18 protein-coding genes and 1 pseudogene are annotated in these 17,072 nt (G+C 39.7%); 12 read left to right on the plus strand and 7 right to left on the minus strand.

The features are described 5' to 3' along the window. Window positions 1-16 precede the first annotated feature (16 nt). The 7 genes from DIU38_RS06280 to DIU38_RS06310 all read left to right on the plus strand — a co-directional run bounded on the left by DIU38_RS06280 (window position 17) and on the right by DIU38_RS06310 (window position 4,483). Window positions 17-565 carry a hypothetical protein gene (locus tag DIU38_RS06280; protein WP_112656885.1) on the plus strand — a complete coding sequence of 183 codons (549 nt, stop codon included), beginning with the start codon at window positions 17-19 and terminating at the stop codon, window positions 563-565. Between the two features lie 351 nt (window positions 566-916). Next, window positions 917-1,690, plus strand: coding sequence for a hypothetical protein (locus tag DIU38_RS06285; protein WP_112656889.1), 774 nt, complete (start codon window positions 917-919; stop codon window positions 1,688-1,690). Window positions 1,691-1,839: 149 nt separating this feature from the next. After that, the gene (locus DIU38_RS06290) at window positions 1,840-2,130 is read left to right on the plus strand and encodes a helix-turn-helix domain-containing protein (protein ID WP_112656891.1); all 291 of its coding nucleotides are present in this window, start codon (window positions 1,840-1,842) and stop codon (window positions 2,128-2,130) included. Continuing rightward, complete coding sequence (locus DIU38_RS06295; RefSeq protein WP_112656893.1) at window positions 2,120-2,383, plus strand: helix-turn-helix domain-containing protein; 264 nt, start codon at window positions 2,120-2,122, stop codon at window positions 2,381-2,383. Before DIU38_RS06290 ends, DIU38_RS06295 begins: the two co-directional genes overlap by 11 nt. Before the next feature lie 176 nt (window positions 2,384-2,559). Further along, window positions 2,560-2,844: a hypothetical protein gene (locus tag DIU38_RS06300; RefSeq protein ID WP_149354046.1), complete on the plus strand. Its 285-nt coding sequence runs from the start codon at window positions 2,560-2,562 to the stop codon at window positions 2,842-2,844. 87 nt (window positions 2,845-2,931) lie between these two features. Further along, window positions 2,932-3,447 (plus strand): BfmA/BtgA family mobilization protein, encoded by a 516-nt coding sequence (locus tag DIU38_RS06305; protein WP_149354047.1) that lies wholly within the window; start codon window positions 2,932-2,934, stop codon window positions 3,445-3,447. 61 nt (window positions 3,448-3,508) lie between these two features. Then, window positions 3,509-4,483, plus strand: coding sequence for a DUF5712 family protein (locus tag DIU38_RS06310; RefSeq protein WP_112659104.1), 975 nt, complete (start codon window positions 3,509-3,511; stop codon window positions 4,481-4,483). A 143-nt stretch (window positions 4,484-4,626) separates the two neighbouring features. On the opposite strand, the gene DIU38_RS06315 is transcribed toward DIU38_RS06310, so the two are convergent. Beyond that, a complete protein-coding gene (locus DIU38_RS06315) occupies window positions 4,627-5,637 on the minus strand; it encodes an IS110 family RNA-guided transposase (protein ID WP_112659106.1) in 1,011 nt (336 codons plus the stop codon). 613 nt (window positions 5,638-6,250) lie between these two features. Between DIU38_RS06315 and DIU38_RS06320 the strand changes: the two genes are divergently transcribed. The 3 genes from DIU38_RS06320 to DIU38_RS06330 are packed head-to-tail and all read left to right on the plus strand — an operon-like array spanning window position 6,251 to window position 8,249. Further along, window positions 6,251-6,703 (plus strand): plasmid mobilization protein, encoded by a 453-nt coding sequence (locus DIU38_RS06320; RefSeq protein WP_167516097.1) that lies wholly within the window; start codon window positions 6,251-6,253, stop codon window positions 6,701-6,703. After that, on the plus strand, window positions 6,684-7,640 hold the full coding sequence (locus DIU38_RS06325) for a relaxase/mobilization nuclease domain-containing protein (protein ID WP_112658960.1): 957 nt from the start codon (window positions 6,684-6,686) through the stop codon (window positions 7,638-7,640). The genes DIU38_RS06320 and DIU38_RS06325 overlap by 20 nt, the downstream gene beginning before the upstream one ends. Before the next feature lie 24 nt (window positions 7,641-7,664). Then, complete coding sequence (locus tag DIU38_RS06330; RefSeq protein ID WP_112658962.1) at window positions 7,665-8,249, plus strand: hypothetical protein; 585 nt, start codon at window positions 7,665-7,667, stop codon at window positions 8,247-8,249. A 221-nt stretch (window positions 8,250-8,470) separates the two neighbouring features. Here DIU38_RS06330 and DIU38_RS06335 read toward each other — a convergent pair whose 3' ends face one another. From DIU38_RS06335 to DIU38_RS06350, 4 genes and pseudogenes are all read right to left on the minus strand, one after another. After that, window positions 8,471-9,193, minus strand: coding sequence for a hypothetical protein (locus DIU38_RS06335; RefSeq protein WP_112658964.1), 723 nt, complete (start codon window positions 9,191-9,193; stop codon window positions 8,471-8,473). Between the two features lie 1,535 nt (window positions 9,194-10,728). Then, window positions 10,729-11,766: pseudogene (locus tag DIU38_RS34805) on the minus strand (Hsp70 family protein); the annotation flags it as partial. A gap of 4 nt (window positions 11,767-11,770) precedes the next feature. Continuing rightward, window positions 11,771-12,136 (minus strand): hypothetical protein, encoded by a 366-nt coding sequence (locus tag DIU38_RS06345; protein WP_112658968.1) that lies wholly within the window; start codon window positions 12,134-12,136, stop codon window positions 11,771-11,773. Window positions 12,137-12,139: 3 nt separating this feature from the next. After that, complete coding sequence (locus tag DIU38_RS06350; protein WP_112658970.1) at window positions 12,140-14,077, minus strand: hypothetical protein; 1,938 nt, start codon at window positions 14,075-14,077, stop codon at window positions 12,140-12,142. Between the two features lie 367 nt (window positions 14,078-14,444). Here DIU38_RS06350 and DIU38_RS33825 point away from each other — a divergent pair, with 367 nt between their 5' ends. Beyond that, window positions 14,445-14,588, plus strand: coding sequence for a helix-turn-helix domain-containing protein (locus DIU38_RS33825; RefSeq protein ID WP_243770800.1), 144 nt, complete (start codon window positions 14,445-14,447; stop codon window positions 14,586-14,588). 87 nt (window positions 14,589-14,675) lie between these two features. On the opposite strand, the gene DIU38_RS06360 is transcribed toward DIU38_RS33825, so the two are convergent. Then, window positions 14,676-15,101 (minus strand): helix-turn-helix domain-containing protein, encoded by a 426-nt coding sequence (locus tag DIU38_RS06360; RefSeq protein ID WP_112658974.1) that lies wholly within the window; start codon window positions 15,099-15,101, stop codon window positions 14,676-14,678. A 131-nt stretch (window positions 15,102-15,232) separates the two neighbouring features. Here DIU38_RS06360 and DIU38_RS06365 point away from each other — a divergent pair, with 131 nt between their 5' ends. Further along, window positions 15,233-15,715 (plus strand): hypothetical protein, encoded by a 483-nt coding sequence (locus DIU38_RS06365; RefSeq protein WP_149354048.1) that lies wholly within the window; start codon window positions 15,233-15,235, stop codon window positions 15,713-15,715. Window positions 15,716-15,805: 90 nt separating this feature from the next. On the opposite strand, the gene DIU38_RS06370 is transcribed toward DIU38_RS06365, so the two are convergent. Continuing rightward, on the minus strand, window positions 15,806-16,804 hold the full coding sequence (locus tag DIU38_RS06370; RefSeq protein ID WP_112657431.1) for a transposase: 999 nt from the start codon (window positions 16,802-16,804) through the stop codon (window positions 15,806-15,808). Window positions 16,805-17,072 lie beyond the last annotated feature (268 nt).

Here is a 17,072-nt window from a genome sequence, read left to right on the forward strand (position 1 = left end):
AATAATTTTTCTAATAATGGGCAGACCAAAACGTAAACGGATAACAAAAGAACTGATAGGAGAAATCGTAGTAGATGAATTAGCCTTTTCAGAAAACATTGGTTCAAAAAATGCAAGAAAGATCGGTGAGAAATCCGAGCAGTTACATATAGAGATTTGGTTTGATAAGCATTACTTAAACCGCGTTCAGTTTGGCAGCGATGATGGTCAAAAGCGAGAAGGCATAGACGAGGAAACCATTAAAGAGTTGGTAACGCATTCGATTAGTCATTTAATCAACTATGCTTTTAAGGTAAAAAACTTTGCCTTTGTTAACGCAACAAACCCGGCCAGTCATTCGTTAAGGGTCGTTTTACAAAAGGATACAGCCGATGGGATGCTTAACGTTGCCGTTGGTTTTTACGAACGTAAAATAGGCAAATATGAAGTTACCGTATTTACGGCTATGGTAACTGATACATTTAGAATAAGCGATGGTCAATATGTGATACTAATAGACGGAGACGAATCGAGCTTGAAAAAAATGGATAACAGGCGGTTAATAGAAGTTACGACAAATCCCTAAAACCTTTTATTCCAGTTTCCGTTAACACAGTACACATTATAATTGAATTTTTTATTTGCAAAAATCAATGTTTGCATACAAAAAATCTTTATATTTGTATTAGTATTTGAGACAGGAGAAAAAGCTGGACAGCCTAACGGCAGGCGTTTTAACTGGACAGTCTCACAAGCCCCCTTCATTGGGGGCTTTGTTTTTTACAGCATTTTCCAGTTACCCCCCCCTGTAATATTTATTACTATTAATCTACATATCTAATTATAATCGCCATTATAAAATCCCGGAACTGGCTGTAATAAACTAAAACGGAAAACTATCGTTATAGCATGTAATAGGAAATTAACAACCGAAGCCATGCCGAACCGATATTTTAAAGCCCGTAAACCGTTTGACCTCAACCCACATAAGTACGATATTGGTATTGTAACAGGATTAAAAAAAGGTTATGAGGATAACCTGTTTATTTACCGGCTATTCCAATTGCCGGAGCAGGAATACAGTTTATACTACAAATACCATTTAGCCTATTTCTTAGATAAAGTTCCGCAGGGAGAACGCGAATTTTTTACGTTCGTTTGGCAGATTGTTCTAAGGCGAATACGATATTTAGAAAACAAGAACCCGTTTAATTCCAGCCATGCCACGGATACGGAGATGATTGAAAAATTATTACGCTTTCAAAAGTACCTGCGTTCAATAGACCAATGGCATACGGAAAAGACCCTGCCGGAGATCATTGCCGAGCAGCACGAGGAAATTGTAAGGCAGAAAGACGAAATCGCCCAGCTTAAAAATGAAGTGAGGGAAGCAAAGAAACTGGAAACCAAAGAATACATAGATATTCCCGAAGGCTACCTTTTAACTTTCTTAGACCTCTGTTTAAAATTACAATCCACTATCTTACCCGACAACCGCAAGGAGCTTGTTTTCTCACAGACACAAATGGTATGGTGCAAGATGATAGCTAAGTATTTCAGGGAGGGTAACGAAGAAATCAATTTAGAAACCATCCGCCGTTATTTTCCCGCAGACAAGGAAAACCCCGGCAAAAAGTACTCTGTTATACCTGCTCAAATGCGGCTTTTTGACATCACGCCATCCAAAAAGCGTACCCATACCGATAAATAATCCGCATACCTTGCTTATCTTAATACGATTGGCAATATTCTATATTTCAGCAAGTTATAGCAAGTATTAACTTGCCTTATACCACTCCAATTTAACCACGCAAATCTGCGTGGTCATGCCCGCGCACCTTTTTTATATTTTTTTGTGGCATGACAATAATCAACTACGAAGCCCTTAGCCACTGTATCCGGGATGCAGTCAGGGCAGAATTACAACAACATTTAAAGACAGGCGGCAGTCCCCCGCCTGATGACGAGCGGCTGTTATCCAAACAGGAACTGGCCGCAGAGTTAGGCGTGTCATTGGTCACCCTAACAGACTGGATGAAAAAAGGCTTGCCCTTTTTACGCCTGCACAAACGGGTGTATTTTAAAAAGAGCGAGGTGCTCGCAATCATGCAACAAAAAACTAAAGATCAAGGAGGAAAAGATGAACGTTGAATTAATCACAAGGGAAGACCTAAAGCAATTTAAAAACGAGATGCTAACCGAGATGAAGCATCTCCTAAAACCGGGTCAGGGACAAAGTAAACAATGGCTGAAAAGCTACGAGGTCAGGAAGCTGTTAAACATTTCGCCAGGCACCTTACAGAATTTAAGGGTTAACGGAACACTCCGTTATACCAAGATCGGCGGGCTGCTTTATTACAAGTTAGAAGACATTGAAAAGCTATTGGAGGGCAACGCCAGGTGAGGGAGAAAAAGCAGCTCCGATGCTTCGCATCGGAAAAAGCAACGGGTGAAGACCAAAGCGAAGCTTTGGTAAAAAGAGCGGCACAGCATACCGCTTCCGGTATAGCTGTATAGTTGTCTATACCGGCCGGAGGCCGTTAACAAAAGGCATTTGCCGGTAAGAAGCAAGATACTATTATGAAAAGCAAATTTTTAAGTAATTTTTTGATGGCAGCCTTTACGAAACGCGTGCTTTATTTTATACCGGGAGATTTTATACCGGGAGATTTTGTACCAGGGGAGTTTGTGCCACGAGGATTTGTACCCGGGACTTTGTACCGGGATAAAGTCTTGTCCTTATGCGAAAAGCATAAGGAGCAAGCGGAAGTTGGGCGGAGCCCTACTTTGCTTGCCCTACGCTATCGCTACGGGGTTTTACGTATCCTCCGGGGATACTTTAGGGCGTTTTTGCCGGTGAAATAAAAGAAAACAGGATACTTAGGGTATCCTGTATAAACAGATAAAGGCATATTCCGATATACAGGATTGTGCTGGTAAAACGAATGAACGATGGAAGATATTAATGTAAGATCAGTAAGATACCCCATATTGGTTGACCAGAAGTTTGAAAAGATCGCCCTTAAACTGGGGCGGACAAAGCGCCAGGTCTTTATCCAGATGGTAGACTATTTTTATAAAAGCAAGAAGGATCCGATAGATCTGAATGATGAGTTGTTAAAGAATGCCCTGATGAAGAACCACCAGCAGTATATCGGTTTTATCAAAAGCCAGGAAAACATGCTGCTCATACCCATGAAAACGGAAATGGACAGGGTATCTGTATCGCAAGGCCAGATCATTGAACGCTTTAATACTCAAATACTCAAGGCCAATACAGACCTGCTGAATAATCAACATACCCAGGACGGGAAGCTAAACGCCATCGGGATAATCATGGACACGATGCAGAAAGGGCTTAAAAGCAAGGAAGCGCTCAAGTCGCAGTTCCTTCATATCCTGGATGGGTATATCCGGTCCAGAGATGCGTTTGGCATGATGACATCGGCAGGGAAAAAGAAGAGCTGATTGCGGTTACCAAATCGCAGATCAGTTTATTATAAGTAATAAATCAAGAATGTTAGGGGGTATGTTTATTAATATTACAGACAGTAAAGAAGCGGCGAACAAAGGAAGCAGCGCAGGGCTGGTGCATTATCTTGAAAAAGAAAACCGGCTCGATCATAAACAACAACCGGAGTACTGGTTTAACGGCCAGCAGACTAGGATCGAACCGTATAAGGTAATGCGGACAATAAATAACAATATCGCTAAGCTGAGTAAGGAGGATGCCAAATTCTTTCTGGTCAATATCAGCCCCAGCCAGAAAGAGATCGCGTTTCTAAAAGAGCAATACGGCGAAGATGGCGCAAAAGAGCAAATGAAAGGGTTCGCCGTCAGGGTAATGGATGCTTACGCACAGAACTTTAAAAAAGACGGTATTCACAGCCATGAAGACCTGGTATGGTTCGCCAAGCTGGAAAATCACCGTTACTATAGCCACAAAGACCCGGAGGTCAAACAGAGACTTAAAAAGCGCGGCGACCGCAAGGACGGCGAGCAGATGCATGTGCAGGTCATTGTCAGCCGTAAGGATGCGACTAACAAGATCAAGCTTAGCCCGATGAACACCTCGCGGGGCAAGAATGCGGAGCACTCTAAAAAGATGGGGCAGTTTGACAGGGTGGCTTTCAAGCAAAGCGGGGAAAATCTTTTTGACAGCTTGTTCGAATTTGACAGGCAACTTAAAGATACACTGGCCTACGCTAATGTTCAGAAGAACGGCAAACTGGCGCAGCGGGAACAGCTGGGCGTACTGGCCGAGGGCGCTTCGCAGAATTACCAGAGCAGATCGGTAGCTAATGAACTTGCCCAGGGCGTTGCAGAAGGCTTGTTTACGACCACAGTCGGTATGCTGGCAGCAGCAGGCAAAACAGCGGCGAGTTTCCTGGAAGTAATGCTGGAACCGATGTATACAGCAGGTGCTAATATCGTCCCGGAGAGCGAAGCCGAGCAAAAGAAAAAAAGAAAGAAAAGATCGCAGGGTCAGCAGATCACGCGTTGAAACTATGCCATGGTATCCTAAATACAGAATAATGCTTATCTTTACAGTACCAGAGGTTATGCCCTACTTTAGGGCAAAGACCATCTACTATAGCCCGTTTATGCGGGCTATTCTTTTTAAAAAAAGCAGTACCAGATATTAGGCTACCGGTGATCCGGGCTATAATCCTGACCGTTTTTATACAGGGTATAGATCAGGACGAGCAGTTTTCTTTCCAGGGCAACGATACCCGTCTTTCCCGGTTTGCCATTATCTTTAAGCCGGTTAAAATAAGTCTTTAAGGTTTTGTTGTGAATAATAGAACTGACAGCAGCCATATACAGCCCCGCCCTAATGTAGGCATTTCCCCGTTTGGATATATGGGGCCGCCATGAAAGGGTGCCTGACTCTTTCATAACCACATCCAAACCCACATAGCTGACCAGCTGCCGCCGGTTACCGACATTGGCAAAACCATCGGTTTCAGCAATAACTGTAATAGCTGTAACAAAGTTGACCCCCGGAATGGTAATGACGTGTTTGGTTCGCTTGGAGAGTTCAGGGTCACTATCTGTCAGTTCCCGCATTTGTGTTTCTATCTCACCAAGCTGTTTGGTTGCTAAAGCGATACGTTCTTTCAGGCGCTCTACACTATCCCTGAAAGCATCGAAAGAATGGTTCAGGGCATGTAACTGATTGGTTAAGGCGTTTCTGTCCCGGATCAAACCGATGCGTTCCCTGCTCATTCTTTTGAGGCGGCGCAGCTGCTCATTGGGCCGGCTCCAGGGCATAAGGTCCCGTTCCAGTCCCATACGGGCCAGCATACCGGCATCGATCTTATCTGTTTTATTCTTCTCATCCAGGCTCTTGGCATACTGTTTGCCTTTAGTGGGCTGAATAACGCTCAACCGGTAACCGACCCCGGCAAGAAAATAGGCGGCTTCTTCATGGTAGGTGCCGGTCGCCTCCATATTGACATGCAAGGCAAGGCTATTATCCTGTTTCCTGTTTAACCACTCCCGGAGCTTTACAAATCCGTCAGGGTTATTTTCATATCCGCTTGTTGCCACTACCTTGATCTTCAGGTCTTCTGTGTAGAAGGACAGGCAGCAATCAATCTTTTTCATGGATACGTCAATACCCAGGCACTGTTTCAATGTTACTTTTTTGCTCATAATTGAATTGTTACAGAAATCGAAACAGAGAGATATATCCCACAGTCTATACTCATATTCTACACAGGCTCAGGGAGCTGTCCCCCGGCTTAAAATACTATTGAGACTCATGGATAAGAACCCGGCAATGGTAAGGTCTTGCTCAGGCATACATCATTACTTATGATGTTGCAAGCTATGTGGATGCTCTTTTGCCGTCCCCTCTCTATATCAATATCTTATTGTTTACTAACTAATTACAAATAAACGAAACAGGAGACCGGGGAGGCATTATCTGGCTAAGCATGCATCTATTCTGCTGCAAAGCTATGTTAGGTACTCTCGGGCCGGTATTCCTGTTTGCGTTACAAAAACAAGGTATTATCTCGCTATGCATACATCCTGTAAGTTGTTGCATGTTAATGTTCGGTACTCTTGTCTCTGCCTTTATAATCTTCTGATAGGTATGGTAAGATCTTGCTATACATTCATATAAATCATGCTGCACGTTTGTGTTAGTTACTCATTAATCTATCTCCTGGATTACGGCTACTAAAGTATGAGTTTGTGTTTTTGGTACCCAAAAACTCCGCCCGCGCCTACGGCGGGTCGGCAAACTTGCTTTTTGCTCCCGATGGTCGCAAAAAGATTTAAGGAACTTTTAGGCTTTTTAAAGACAGGAATTATGATGTCACAGGATTTAAAAGCAACGGCAAAACAGGAAACGGAACAGCCGAAACGTAAGGGCGGCAGACCCAAGAGCAGGGTCAGGCGCGAGACGCATGTAAAGGTGAGGCTAACCGCCACTGAACATTTTATGATCGGGTCGAAAGCCAGAGAAGCAGGGATGCGGGTAAGCGACTGGATAAGGGCGGCCGCTAAATCCGCGCGGGTAGTCGCCCGGCTAAAGCCAGAAGATTTACAGTTGATGCGGATGTTGTCAGGGTTAGCCAATAACCTGAACCAGTTAACGAAACTCGCGCACCGGGACGGTATTCTAAGTATTGCCCGGAAAGCGGACAGTACCCTAACCGAGATTTTCGACGCGCTAAAATATTTTAACAGCCATGATCGCCAAGATACCTAAGCCCGGCAAAAGCTTCGGCGGCTGCATCCAGTACAACGTACTGAAAAAGGATGCAGGCATATTGTACGCGGACGGTGTACGCACCGGGCAGATCGCGCACACCATCGAGGATTTTAACGCACAGCGTAAAATGAACCCCGGCTTAGGTCAGGCGGTCGGGCATATTGCATTAAGCTGGAGCCCGAACGATAAGGACAAATTGACCGATGAAAAAATGGTCAGTATCGCCCAGGCATATTTGCAGCGGATGAAAATACAGGACACGCAGGTTTTAATGGTACGTCACAAAGACCGGGAGCATCCGCATGTACATATCATTTATAACCGGGTAAACCACAATGGCAAAACCATAGCTGATAACTTCCAACGGCAAAAGAGCATCAAGATTTGTAAGTCGCTCACGTTGCAGCATGGCCTGTTTGTCGCACAGGACAAGCAGAACGTTAACCGTCAGCAGCTAAAGGGTATGGATAAGCTAAAGTACGAGCTATACGATACCATTAAGGCGGTAAGTCAAAAGGTATACAGCATGAATGAACTGAAGCAGGAGTTAGCGAAGCAGGGCATTGGTATGCAGTATAAATATAAAAGCGGTACGCTTGAAAAACAGGGTATCAGTTTCAGCAAGGGCGAGTTCAAGTTTAAGGGGTCAGAGATCGACCGCAGTTTAAGCTATGGCAGGTTGAGCAAGCAGATAGAGCAGCAGGCCGAACAGAAACAGGCTAAGGCGTTAGAGCCATCTTTAGCAGACCAGTTAAGGGCGGTAATTAATAACAAGGACACTGGCAAGGAGCATTCCACACAGCAGCATAGCTTTTTACCATCGGGATTTATACCCGTAATCACACCTGAACCGGATGAGCCGTACCGAAGAAAGAAAAAGAAAGGTCAGGGTCAGGACAACGATCAGGAGCAAAGCCGGGGTATGCATATGTAATAATTAACCCATAAAAACAACACTATGGAAAATAATGAAAAAAGCATCGATGATGAGATCATCGACCAATTGATAAAACGGGTCACCGAGATGGAGAAAAAGGCCGAGAAAATACAGGACTATACGCCCCATTTCGAGGCATTAAAGGAAATTTTTAAAGTATTTTTAGTCAGGTACAATAAAGAGAGTGCGGAGCAAATAGCCGCCATCGCGAAAATGAACATTGCTTATCCTGCCGAGCAAATCCAAAAGCAGCAGGTAGAAACGCGAAGCATTTTAGAGGCCATTAGGAAAGCCCTGCCTATAAAACTTAAGTACTCCTTAGACTTTAAGTCTAAGGGTGTGCTCATAGCGTTGGCAGTCATATTTATTTACCTCGCATCGGCTACAGGATTGATAATTTACTTATGGAAAGAGAATACCCATTTAGAAGCCGTGGAGGTAAAATTCAGGATGATTAAGCAGGTCGCACCCGAAATAGGATTATGGGCTGATACCACCTATTTAAATAATCCCGGTCTTGCTGAAAAAATGGTAACAAAGTTTGAAAGCGAGGAAGCAGCAAAGAAAACAAGAGCAAAAATTAGACATACATATACAAGTAAGTAGATTACCCCATAAATCATAAATGATCCCGCTTAAGAGAATTTGCCAAATAAGAAAGGCTTATTACAAGGATAAGCCCTTCTCATTTGAATGTTGTATAAAGGAATCACATAAGCTGAATTCCCGAAAATTTAAACGCGAAACTCATTTGATAGAAGATTTAATCCCACAATTCAATACATTGCCTACAAGAAGCAAATTTTTATCGTAAGAATACTTTAACGTTAAACACTAATTCGTTTTCCTACAAGAAAGACTATAAGAATAAAAGCGGTCAATCCTACGCTATAAATACCCAAAAACGCACTTATCATATACTTAATGATACTTTCCCAATGAAAAAAAGAAAATACAAAAGACGGTATTAACCAAAGAAACAGATACAAAAAAATCATGAACACAATAATAGCGGTAAACTTTTGCCACCCATGCTTTTTATTCTCGCTGGCTATCCATAACAATATTGGATTTATGGGGTATAATAGTAATTGAAGATTCACTATTAATAACAATGCAAAGACAACTTTAGATTTACCAAGTAAAATTTGATGGGTTAATGCCAAAAACTGCGCCCTTGAAATGTCATGAATAATCATGGTTTTTAATGCGATGTAACTATATTTTTCAATTTCGATAAAGTTGGAAAATATATTACTGCTGCCCTTACTTACTGCATATAAAGAAATAATCATTACAAAGGCCCAGACTATTTTCGGTGTAAATCTGAATAGTCGTTGTTTGTAGCGCTCTTTACTTAAAAAAGCATACCTATATTCTTCCTCGGGTAGTCTTGCCGCATCTTCCTCTAACATACCTAACGGTCTGACAGAGCTTCCAAACGGTAACCAACCCAGAATATATTTTATTCCATTTATCTTTTTATCGACCAACGAAAACCAGGAATTGGTTAAAATTGTCACTTCTTCTATCCTAATTTCCCATATCATGCAGAACCATATGTAAAAAAGAATAGTTAAAGAAGTGCTTAAAAAGATAAGCACTCCTAATAGAAAAGCGTTCAAATTGAATACATCCATTAAAAGCCAATTTTTCTTGTAGCTTCCTGTTGTGCAGCTTTTGGCAAAAGGTTTAGCAGTCCCCGGTCGATCTCACTTAACCTGCTCCAGTTTTTACTTTCAATTGCAAATTTACCAGCATCCGATAACGATTTTGCCTGACTAGCATCATTCATTTTATGCAAATCTGAAGATAAGTTATTATACAGGGCTACCAAAAAATCAGGTGTCCGCCACATAATGTTGAACCGTATTGAATGTAATGATTCCGCAAATTCTCTTATTTTTAAAGGATTGCTTGAACTGAAAATTATATTTTCCTGCGCAACGACGTCATTAAAATACTTTCTTTCATGATCGTTCCCATTTTCGTCCAAAAGTTCTTCACATTCCTGTTTAGCTTCAAAGTATTCACTTTTGGCAGCGGCAATGCGTTTATCCATCGTGGCGTTACCAATATCTAAAGCCACTTTTCGTTTTTTATCTTCTAATTGGTAACGTTTATCCGTAATATCATCATCTGTCAAATCTGATGCATTTTCGGAAATAGCTTCCATTTCCCTTTTTAAGTTTAACAGTTCCTTAGCAGCTTCATAATTTTCTGTTTGCGTTGCCTGTTCTAATTCTTCGTCAAGTTTTACAGATAGATTTTCTATATCCAATTTTAAAACGCTGACAGGCGTGTTTCTTTCTTTTGGATTATAAATCTCTTTAAATTCCTGATCTGCCATTGTTAAATAAGTAGATACTGTCAAATCACGGGATTCAGTCATTTGAATAGTAATCTCAACATCGGAGCCTTTATGAATATCCCGGATGAGATTCTTGCCGGTAATTTCAAAATAGCCTATTCTTTTGTTTGCTTCTGGTAACGCGGTATAAGGTCCCTCTAAAACATTTATTCTTATTAACTCGTCTACAGAACCTTTAATAACGGTCTTATTTAGCTGACGCGTAATTGTTCTTTTAAGAGGTAATACTGAATTTTTTTGAAATACTAAAAGCAATTTCGTTTCGCCTGGATTTTCATCGTCATCTACTTCAAGGCTAATGTCTTCAGGTAAAGGCTGTCCACTGATTCCGAATCCACTATTAATTCCAATTGTGTCTAAATCGGTTTCGATAATATCGTTCGCACCATTGTAAACGGTTAGATCAAAGAAATTATAAACGTTTTCCACCAATGGTAGGTCTTCGCTAATCCTAGCTGACAATGGTTTTAAGCCAGTATCAAATCCGCCATCTGCTCTTTTTATACGATAAAACAGCCCCTCAATATTGCCGGTTATCTTGGCAGAGAACAATTCCTCTTTTTCTTTAGATGTTTTTAAGTATGCAGCTTTAACACTCAATTGAGGTTTCCTGTTATTGTTTTGCTTCGCTGAAAAATCTTTGGTTTTACCGGAAGCGTAATGAGCCGCACCAATCGCTACAGCAGTCGTTGGATCAATCTCGCAATTGATAGGTATTTGAAGAATTTCTTCAACCCTTTGTCTTACATAAGGAATGTAAGTAGAACCACCAACCATTAACGTAAAATTGACATCCGATGGTTTTAATGAATTTCTGGTAAGGATTTTTTTTACCATATCGATTGTCACATCAACATAATCCTTAATTAGCTCATTAAACTCTGATCTTGAGATTATCATTTCTTCATCAATTTCATTATCATTTTCATCGGTAAAACCTGAAACCTCAATTTCTGCGGATGATTTGGCTGACAATAAAATCTTGGCTTGTTCTGCAAGGTGAAGCAGTGCATAATACTTTCCGTTTAACCGACCTGAGCCACTTTGAAACGAGTCTAAGAGTCCATCAATAGAGTATTTTTTTTCAATTTTTGGAACAATAAGTTTTTCAATAATTAGTCTGTCAAAATCGGCTCCTCCCAAAAAGTTATCACCCTCGTGGTCTAATACGCGCATTTCACCATCTTTTATTTTTATGAGTGCAACGTCAAATGTTCCCCCGCCAAAATCATAAACCAGCCATTGACCGTCGGCCAATTCTTTTTCCTTTTTCATGTTTGCATAAGCCAGGCTTGCAGCTATTGGCTCTTGCAACAATATGACTTGTTTAAAACCCGCTTGCAGGCCGGCTTCTTTTGTTGCAGATGCCTGCGTTGTATCAAAGGAAGCAGGTATTGTTATCACCGCTGCATCAATACTTTCACCGGGAGGTAAAAATGTCTTTAATTCCTTTAAAACAATTGCCGACAGTTCAACAGGACTTTTGGATTCATTAATAGCTTTAATTTTAAAACTTTCCGATGTACCCATCCTACGTTTGAATACACCTACTACGCTTTTGGGGTCTTTTTCGTAATACGTTTTGGCTTGATTTCCGACTATAATTTTGTCTTTTCGAAAACCAACTACCGAAGGAAGCGTATTTCTGCCAAAATCAGTAGGATTATTATATACATGTACCTGACCTTTTGTGAATTTGGCGATGGCAGAATTAGTTGTGCCCAAGTCAATGCCAAAATTTATGTTTTCCATTTGATTAATTTTTTTGTTCTTCTACTACTACTACCCCTTTTTGAGCTATAATATTTTGTCCTCCGAATTGACAGTAGATTATAGGCTTGATAACTTCAACAATTACCAAATTTTCAGTTGTGATACCTGCGATGCTTGCTTCACAGTCAGTTCGGGTTTCATTATAGTCCTCTCCAATAGGGTCTTTATATATAATATTCATTGGTTCGTTGGATATATTGGACTTCATATTCTCGAAGGATTCTTTCAATCTGTTAACATTTCGTTGAATTGAATTTGGCTCCTTAATTTGACTTAGCTTTTTTTCAATTTCAAACACCTGGTTTAAAATATCTAAATATAACTTGGGTAATTTCACCTGCTCTTGCATACTTTACTGAGTTTGTTGGTTATTGAAGAATGACGATTCATTGTAAGGAATAGCTGGATTACTATTTATTATTTTCGAAAGATCGATTTTATAGGTGCTGTATTGAACTCCATCGTCTGTTATTTCAATCGCATTATATACTCCAATAGAACTACTGTAGTTAGGCGATTTTTCAAACGCCCCGGTATTACCGCATCCGTTTTGCAAACCGGGATTCCAGTCGTTTCCTGAATATACCTTGATGTAGTACATACCCGCCGGAATTTGTTTCATCTTAAACACAGCACCTGCCCTAATATATTCATTCCTTATCGTGCTATTACTCAGGCTATCCACTAAACAGATAATAGCATCCACCGAATTATCATTTGTGAATTTTATCCAGGCATTTCCATTCCAACTGCCTATCCCAAAACAAGAATTATATGGAGAGGCTCCTGTTTTTAAGCTATTACCGGCCCATTGACTTACGGGTGCCGGGGGCGTAACCACAGATGTTTTCGATGAATCAAGTATAGTTGCCGAACTATCTGTCATAACTGAATCAGCGGCAGTCGAAACCGCTGTAGATGAATTTTTTTGACCGTTTGCAATAGCTATTATAATGGCGATAACGATAATGATAATTATAAAAATTGCACAGCCAGAATTATCTTTTTGAGAAGTTTTATTATTAGTGCTTGTGTAAGGTTTAGGAGATGGAACAGTTACCGGTCTTGAAGTGATAGGAGCACGATGTATTGCATTTACAGTGGTAACTTTGTTTAGATCGCTTTTCAGTTCCGATAGTTTGGATTTTGCTTCGTTTAAATTTTGTTTAACTTTTAAATCTGTTGTCTTTATAACAAGCGACTTATCTATCAAACGAATTGCATTATCAATATCTTCCCATTTATTCCATACCGAAACAGACAAACTTCGAATTAAAAGTGCCAGTTGACTATTGATTTCCGTTAAACTGTCAGGTAACGAATTAAGTTCAGAAAAAGGGATGTTGGCGTTGACCCAACTGACCGCAGTGGTGCCATTGGCTGTTTTGTTGTTTATTCTTTGATTTAGAGCGTCACCTTCTTTTAAAAGGTCGGCATATTTTTTAATAATTTCCTCGAATATTATTGATTCTTCCCGTTCATTAAACAGCTTGGTAATTTCAATCAAATCCTTTTCTAATTCCTGCTTATCTAAACCATTAACTTCAAACGTCAAAGCATATTTAATGACGTCCATTGAAAGTTGCGCATCGTCAAAAAAATTATAAATGTTTACCGAGAAGTTTCGAAAAGAATTAGCAATGGCATTTCGCTGATCCTGAAATAATATTGGAAGACAATTTAGTTTAGGTGAACTTAGCTTAAACTTATACTGACTATAAACATTTTTGATAGTATCAACTGTATGAATTGAGGTTTTGTTTCTAAGATCGGCAACGACTTTATCAAGATCTTTTTTTGTTTCAGTAAGGTATTGGGTAAGGTTTTGATATGCCTTTGTTATGTCGCGTGGTACAGTTAGCAATTTTACGGATGTCGCCTTTTTGAAAAAAACTAATTCCCCCGATAAATATGTCTTATAAATTAATATATTAAAGCTTGCGGCAAAATAAGGACTAATAAACTCTATGAATCCCGGATGAAGAAAAATAGCTTCATTTCTAAAGTTGTTGATTAATCTATCGTCCTGGCTGTAAAGAAAGTTCTGTAAATCTTGATATTTGTTTATAAACAAATAATATTCAAGCTTATCATGGTCGTCTAATTGATTAATAGCATGATCAATATCCGATTTGGAAAAAGATTTCCCTTTATAATGGTATACTCCATCGTCTGATAGTTCAATATCAGCATATATTCTTTTTTTAGCTCGCTTTATTAATGTAGGGGTAATATCCGATGCTTCGTCCTGTCCAAGTTGTAATATATCAATGGGATTTATAAATGTCATTAAGGAATTGAATAAGGTTTTCAGGATAAAGAAAAAGGTTCATTAGAAATAAATCATTTCAGCGTGATTAATTTAAAAAAGCATTTGTCAGTCCTAATAATTGTATAAGATTTATATAAGTTCTTAAAGTTATGTTTTATTTAGTATCATTTATAAAATATTTACGAGCAAGTCAATATACCATAGTATACATTCAAAGCTAAATAACTTTAGGGGCTTATTAGCCCCCGGACAAAAAAAATAAATGTTTGATTTTTCCTAATCATTAAAGGGGCTACTGATTAGCGATAAAGGAAGACAATTACTTATAGAATTCGGCAGCAATATTAGAAAGTTAAGACTTTCCAAAAAGCTGTCATATAGACAAATGTCTTTGCTTTGCGACATTGATGCCTCGAATTTAAAACGCATTGAAAAGGGAAACGTAAATGCAACCATATTAACCCTTCACGAACTTGCCAGGGCGTTAGAAGTGAACGTTGACGTATTGTTAAAATATAAGCCAGAATAAACTGCGAAACATTCTTGTTATATCTTCAATAAGAGCGCCCAGACCAGGGTTCAAGGCTTAATAGATATTCCGTCTAACTGATTTACATTATTTGTTTAATAATTCGCTCTTTTCCTTTTCAGCCTGCAATAAACGTTCGAGAAGTTCAATTTTCTCAGTATAGAGCCTTTTATTTTCTTCTACAACTTCAAGCCATTTTTCAATGGGATTGAAGTTAAAAGTTTGAGCGTAGAATGCCCCATTATTTGCGCTATTGTCATTGAACGTATTAAAATAGTTAATAACAGCATCTTCGCTGAATTTCTTTATTCCCTCAGAGGTTACCCCCAATACATTTGCGATTTTTTCCAAAACATCATCCTCAATTGTTTCGCTTTGTTCTATACGTGATACAGTTTGCTGACTGACACCTAATTCAGAGGCAAGCGTTTCTTGCTTAATACCGCGAAGTTCACGGATACGGCTGATTTTCCGGCCAATATGAGTATTTGAGGGTTTAGTAGATGTTTCCATAATTCAAATATACAAAGAATTTGTAAGGGTAAATATAACGCTATCTTGGGTAAAATACCCGCGATTTGGGTTTGGTACGCTTCATTGCCTGCCGAATTTTGATTTAATCAATAATCAAAATTCAGGAAAACATGAATAACATTAATTTCTTCGGCAGCAAAATATTCATGAACAATGTCGTCATGAATGCCCATAACGTTACGGTTTCCGGCATTTCAATTGGTACGGAAAACTTAACTGAATCACTGTATCAACGTTTATTAGCAAGTGAAAGAGAAAAGGTAAAAATACTACAGGCCGCACTAAATCAGGAGTTTCCTATTCATGAATTGGTATCTGATTATTACCTAACGGAAGAACAGGCGAACGAAACGACCACGCTGATCGAAACGCTATCGCAAAAATACGACCTGTCACATATTATCTGCTTTGCCCGTAAAGGCGTTATAGCCAACAATTTCAGCGCCTTTGCCGATATCCCTTCTTATATAGGATTACACTATTTTCTTCTTTTTGTAACTAAAGGTATTCTAAGACTTTTCCAAATAATATTTCTTCATCTTAACTCGACAACAAAATTCTCATTTTGGCCGGAACCCGTCAAGGGTACATAAACAGCGCAGCCGCACAAGCCCGCCCTTCGCTGCCCTTGACAGAACCCGTCCAAAATAAGGGGAGTTGTTTAAGAGTTAAGATGATAAGCCCTAAGCTGCATATTTCATCAGATCTACATAGCCCGAGCCGCGATTGACAACAGCAAACATTCTGGAAATGATCTTGTTGCGTATAACATTTAGTGTACTCATCTTATTTTTCCCCTCGCTCACTCTTCTTTTATAATAGCTTTTCATCTCTGGATTATATGCGCAAGCACATATAGCCACCATGTGGATTAATTTTTTTAGTTGCTTGTTGGATAAACTACTGACTCGTGTTCTTCCTTTTATACTCGTGCCAGATTGGTGTTCAAAAGGAGCAGTTCCCACATAGCAGGCGAACTTTCGCCAGGTAGCAAAACGGGTAAAGTTGTGCGTATAAGCAATCATATTTGCGGCCAGTACAGGTCCTACACACTTAATACTGGTCAGTAATTGATAGTTTAATTTAACTGCTTCATCACTTTCTATAACCGCCTTTATTTGTTCTTCAATCTTTTTAACTTGAACCGTTAGGTTCATTATCAGGCTTTTATAAACTTGAAATATCCCCTTGTGCTCTTTTCCTTCCAATGCCTTTTTCTGTTCTTTCCATGTGGCTTCATACCCTCCACGATCACATACCAAGCGATTTCGTAATGTAAGCAGCGACTGAAGTTTGAGAATACTTTTAGCTGGTAATAGAGTTGCCTGAATGGTTTCGCGGTGTAGCCAAGCATATTCAGCGATTCTTTGTGCATCGATCTGGTCATTCTTTCCTCTTCTGATCCCTATAGATTGTTTAATCTGAAGCGCAGGAAGCATGGCGAATGGGATTCCAATATCATTTAGATAAGTGGCAAGTTTAATTGAATACATACCGGTATGCTCGAAGCATATGATCATCTCCGCCGGTTCCGATTGTTTACTATGCTTTTTTACCCAACTTAAAAATAAAGCAAATCCTTTTTCCTCGTTACTGAATGTTTTGGAGGCACCGATTCCGTGCAGGTGGACATCAATAGTAAGCTTTGATACATCGATGCCGATAAATACTTTGTATTTCATACTAAATAAATTAATGTGATGTACTCAGACTAAAACCTTTATAAGACCTGGTGTCTAAAATTCTAACTTGTCATTGACATCGACTTGTGACTCGAAACAGGGACTAATACGGGCCATAGGTCTTTAGCCTGGGCCTTGACTTGGTTCACCCTATTCTTTGTCAGCAAGATACTTTCAATAATAATCACAAAGCAAATCTAAAGGCCCTTGACATTTTATACGGCTACGCGCTTTTAGTTGCTTACATGGTAATTAAGGAGTTGTCGTT

It is taken from the genome of Mucilaginibacter metallidurans, assembly GCF_003286435.2.
GTDB lineage: Bacteria > Bacteroidota > Bacteroidia > Sphingobacteriales > Sphingobacteriaceae > Mucilaginibacter > Mucilaginibacter gossypii.

What these genes read in the sequence shown, in the direction of transcription:
- DIU38_RS06325 (WP_112658960.1), top strand. Translation starts at nt 6,684, where the DNA reads ATGATCGCCAAGATACCTAAGCCCGGCAAAAGCTTCGGCGGCTGCATC.
- DIU38_RS06335 (WP_112658964.1), bottom strand. Translation starts at nt 9,193, where the DNA reads ATGATATGGGAAATTAGGATAGAAGAAGTGACAATTTTAACCAATTCC.
- DIU38_RS06370 (WP_112657431.1), bottom strand. Translation starts at nt 16,804, where the DNA reads ATGAAATACAAAGTATTTATCGGCATCGATGTATCAAAGCTTACTATT.
- DIU38_RS06285 (WP_112656889.1), top strand. Translation starts at nt 917, where the DNA reads ATGCCGAACCGATATTTTAAAGCCCGTAAACCGTTTGACCTCAACCCA.
- DIU38_RS06290 (WP_112656891.1), top strand. Translation starts at nt 1,840, where the DNA reads ATGACAATAATCAACTACGAAGCCCTTAGCCACTGTATCCGGGATGCA.
- DIU38_RS06320 (WP_167516097.1), top strand. Translation starts at nt 6,251, where the DNA reads ATGGTCGCAAAAAGATTTAAGGAACTTTTAGGCTTTTTAAAGACAGGA.
- DIU38_RS06280 (WP_112656885.1), top strand. Translation starts at nt 17, where the DNA reads ATGGGCAGACCAAAACGTAAACGGATAACAAAAGAACTGATAGGAGAA.
- DIU38_RS06300 (WP_149354046.1), top strand. Translation starts at nt 2,560, where the DNA reads ATGAAAAGCAAATTTTTAAGTAATTTTTTGATGGCAGCCTTTACGAAA.
- DIU38_RS06295 (WP_112656893.1), top strand. Translation starts at nt 2,120, where the DNA reads ATGAACGTTGAATTAATCACAAGGGAAGACCTAAAGCAATTTAAAAAC.
- DIU38_RS06350 (WP_112658970.1), bottom strand. Translation starts at nt 14,077, where the DNA reads ATGACATTTATAAATCCCATTGATATATTACAACTTGGACAGGACGAA.
- DIU38_RS06360 (WP_112658974.1), bottom strand. Translation starts at nt 15,101, where the DNA reads ATGGAAACATCTACTAAACCCTCAAATACTCATATTGGCCGGAAAATC.
- DIU38_RS33825 (WP_243770800.1), top strand. Translation starts at nt 14,445, where the DNA reads ATGTCTTTGCTTTGCGACATTGATGCCTCGAATTTAAAACGCATTGAA.
- DIU38_RS06365 (WP_149354048.1), top strand. Translation starts at nt 15,233, where the DNA reads ATGAATAACATTAATTTCTTCGGCAGCAAAATATTCATGAACAATGTC.
- DIU38_RS06315 (WP_112659106.1), bottom strand. Translation starts at nt 5,637, where the DNA reads ATGAGCAAAAAAGTAACATTGAAACAGTGCCTGGGTATTGACGTATCC.
- DIU38_RS06330 (WP_112658962.1), top strand. Translation starts at nt 7,665, where the DNA reads ATGGAAAATAATGAAAAAAGCATCGATGATGAGATCATCGACCAATTG.
- DIU38_RS06305 (WP_149354047.1), top strand. Translation starts at nt 2,932, where the DNA reads ATGGAAGATATTAATGTAAGATCAGTAAGATACCCCATATTGGTTGAC.
- DIU38_RS06310 (WP_112659104.1), top strand. Translation starts at nt 3,509, where the DNA reads ATGTTTATTAATATTACAGACAGTAAAGAAGCGGCGAACAAAGGAAGC.
- DIU38_RS06345 (WP_112658968.1), bottom strand. Translation starts at nt 12,136, where the DNA reads ATGCAAGAGCAGGTGAAATTACCCAAGTTATATTTAGATATTTTAAAC.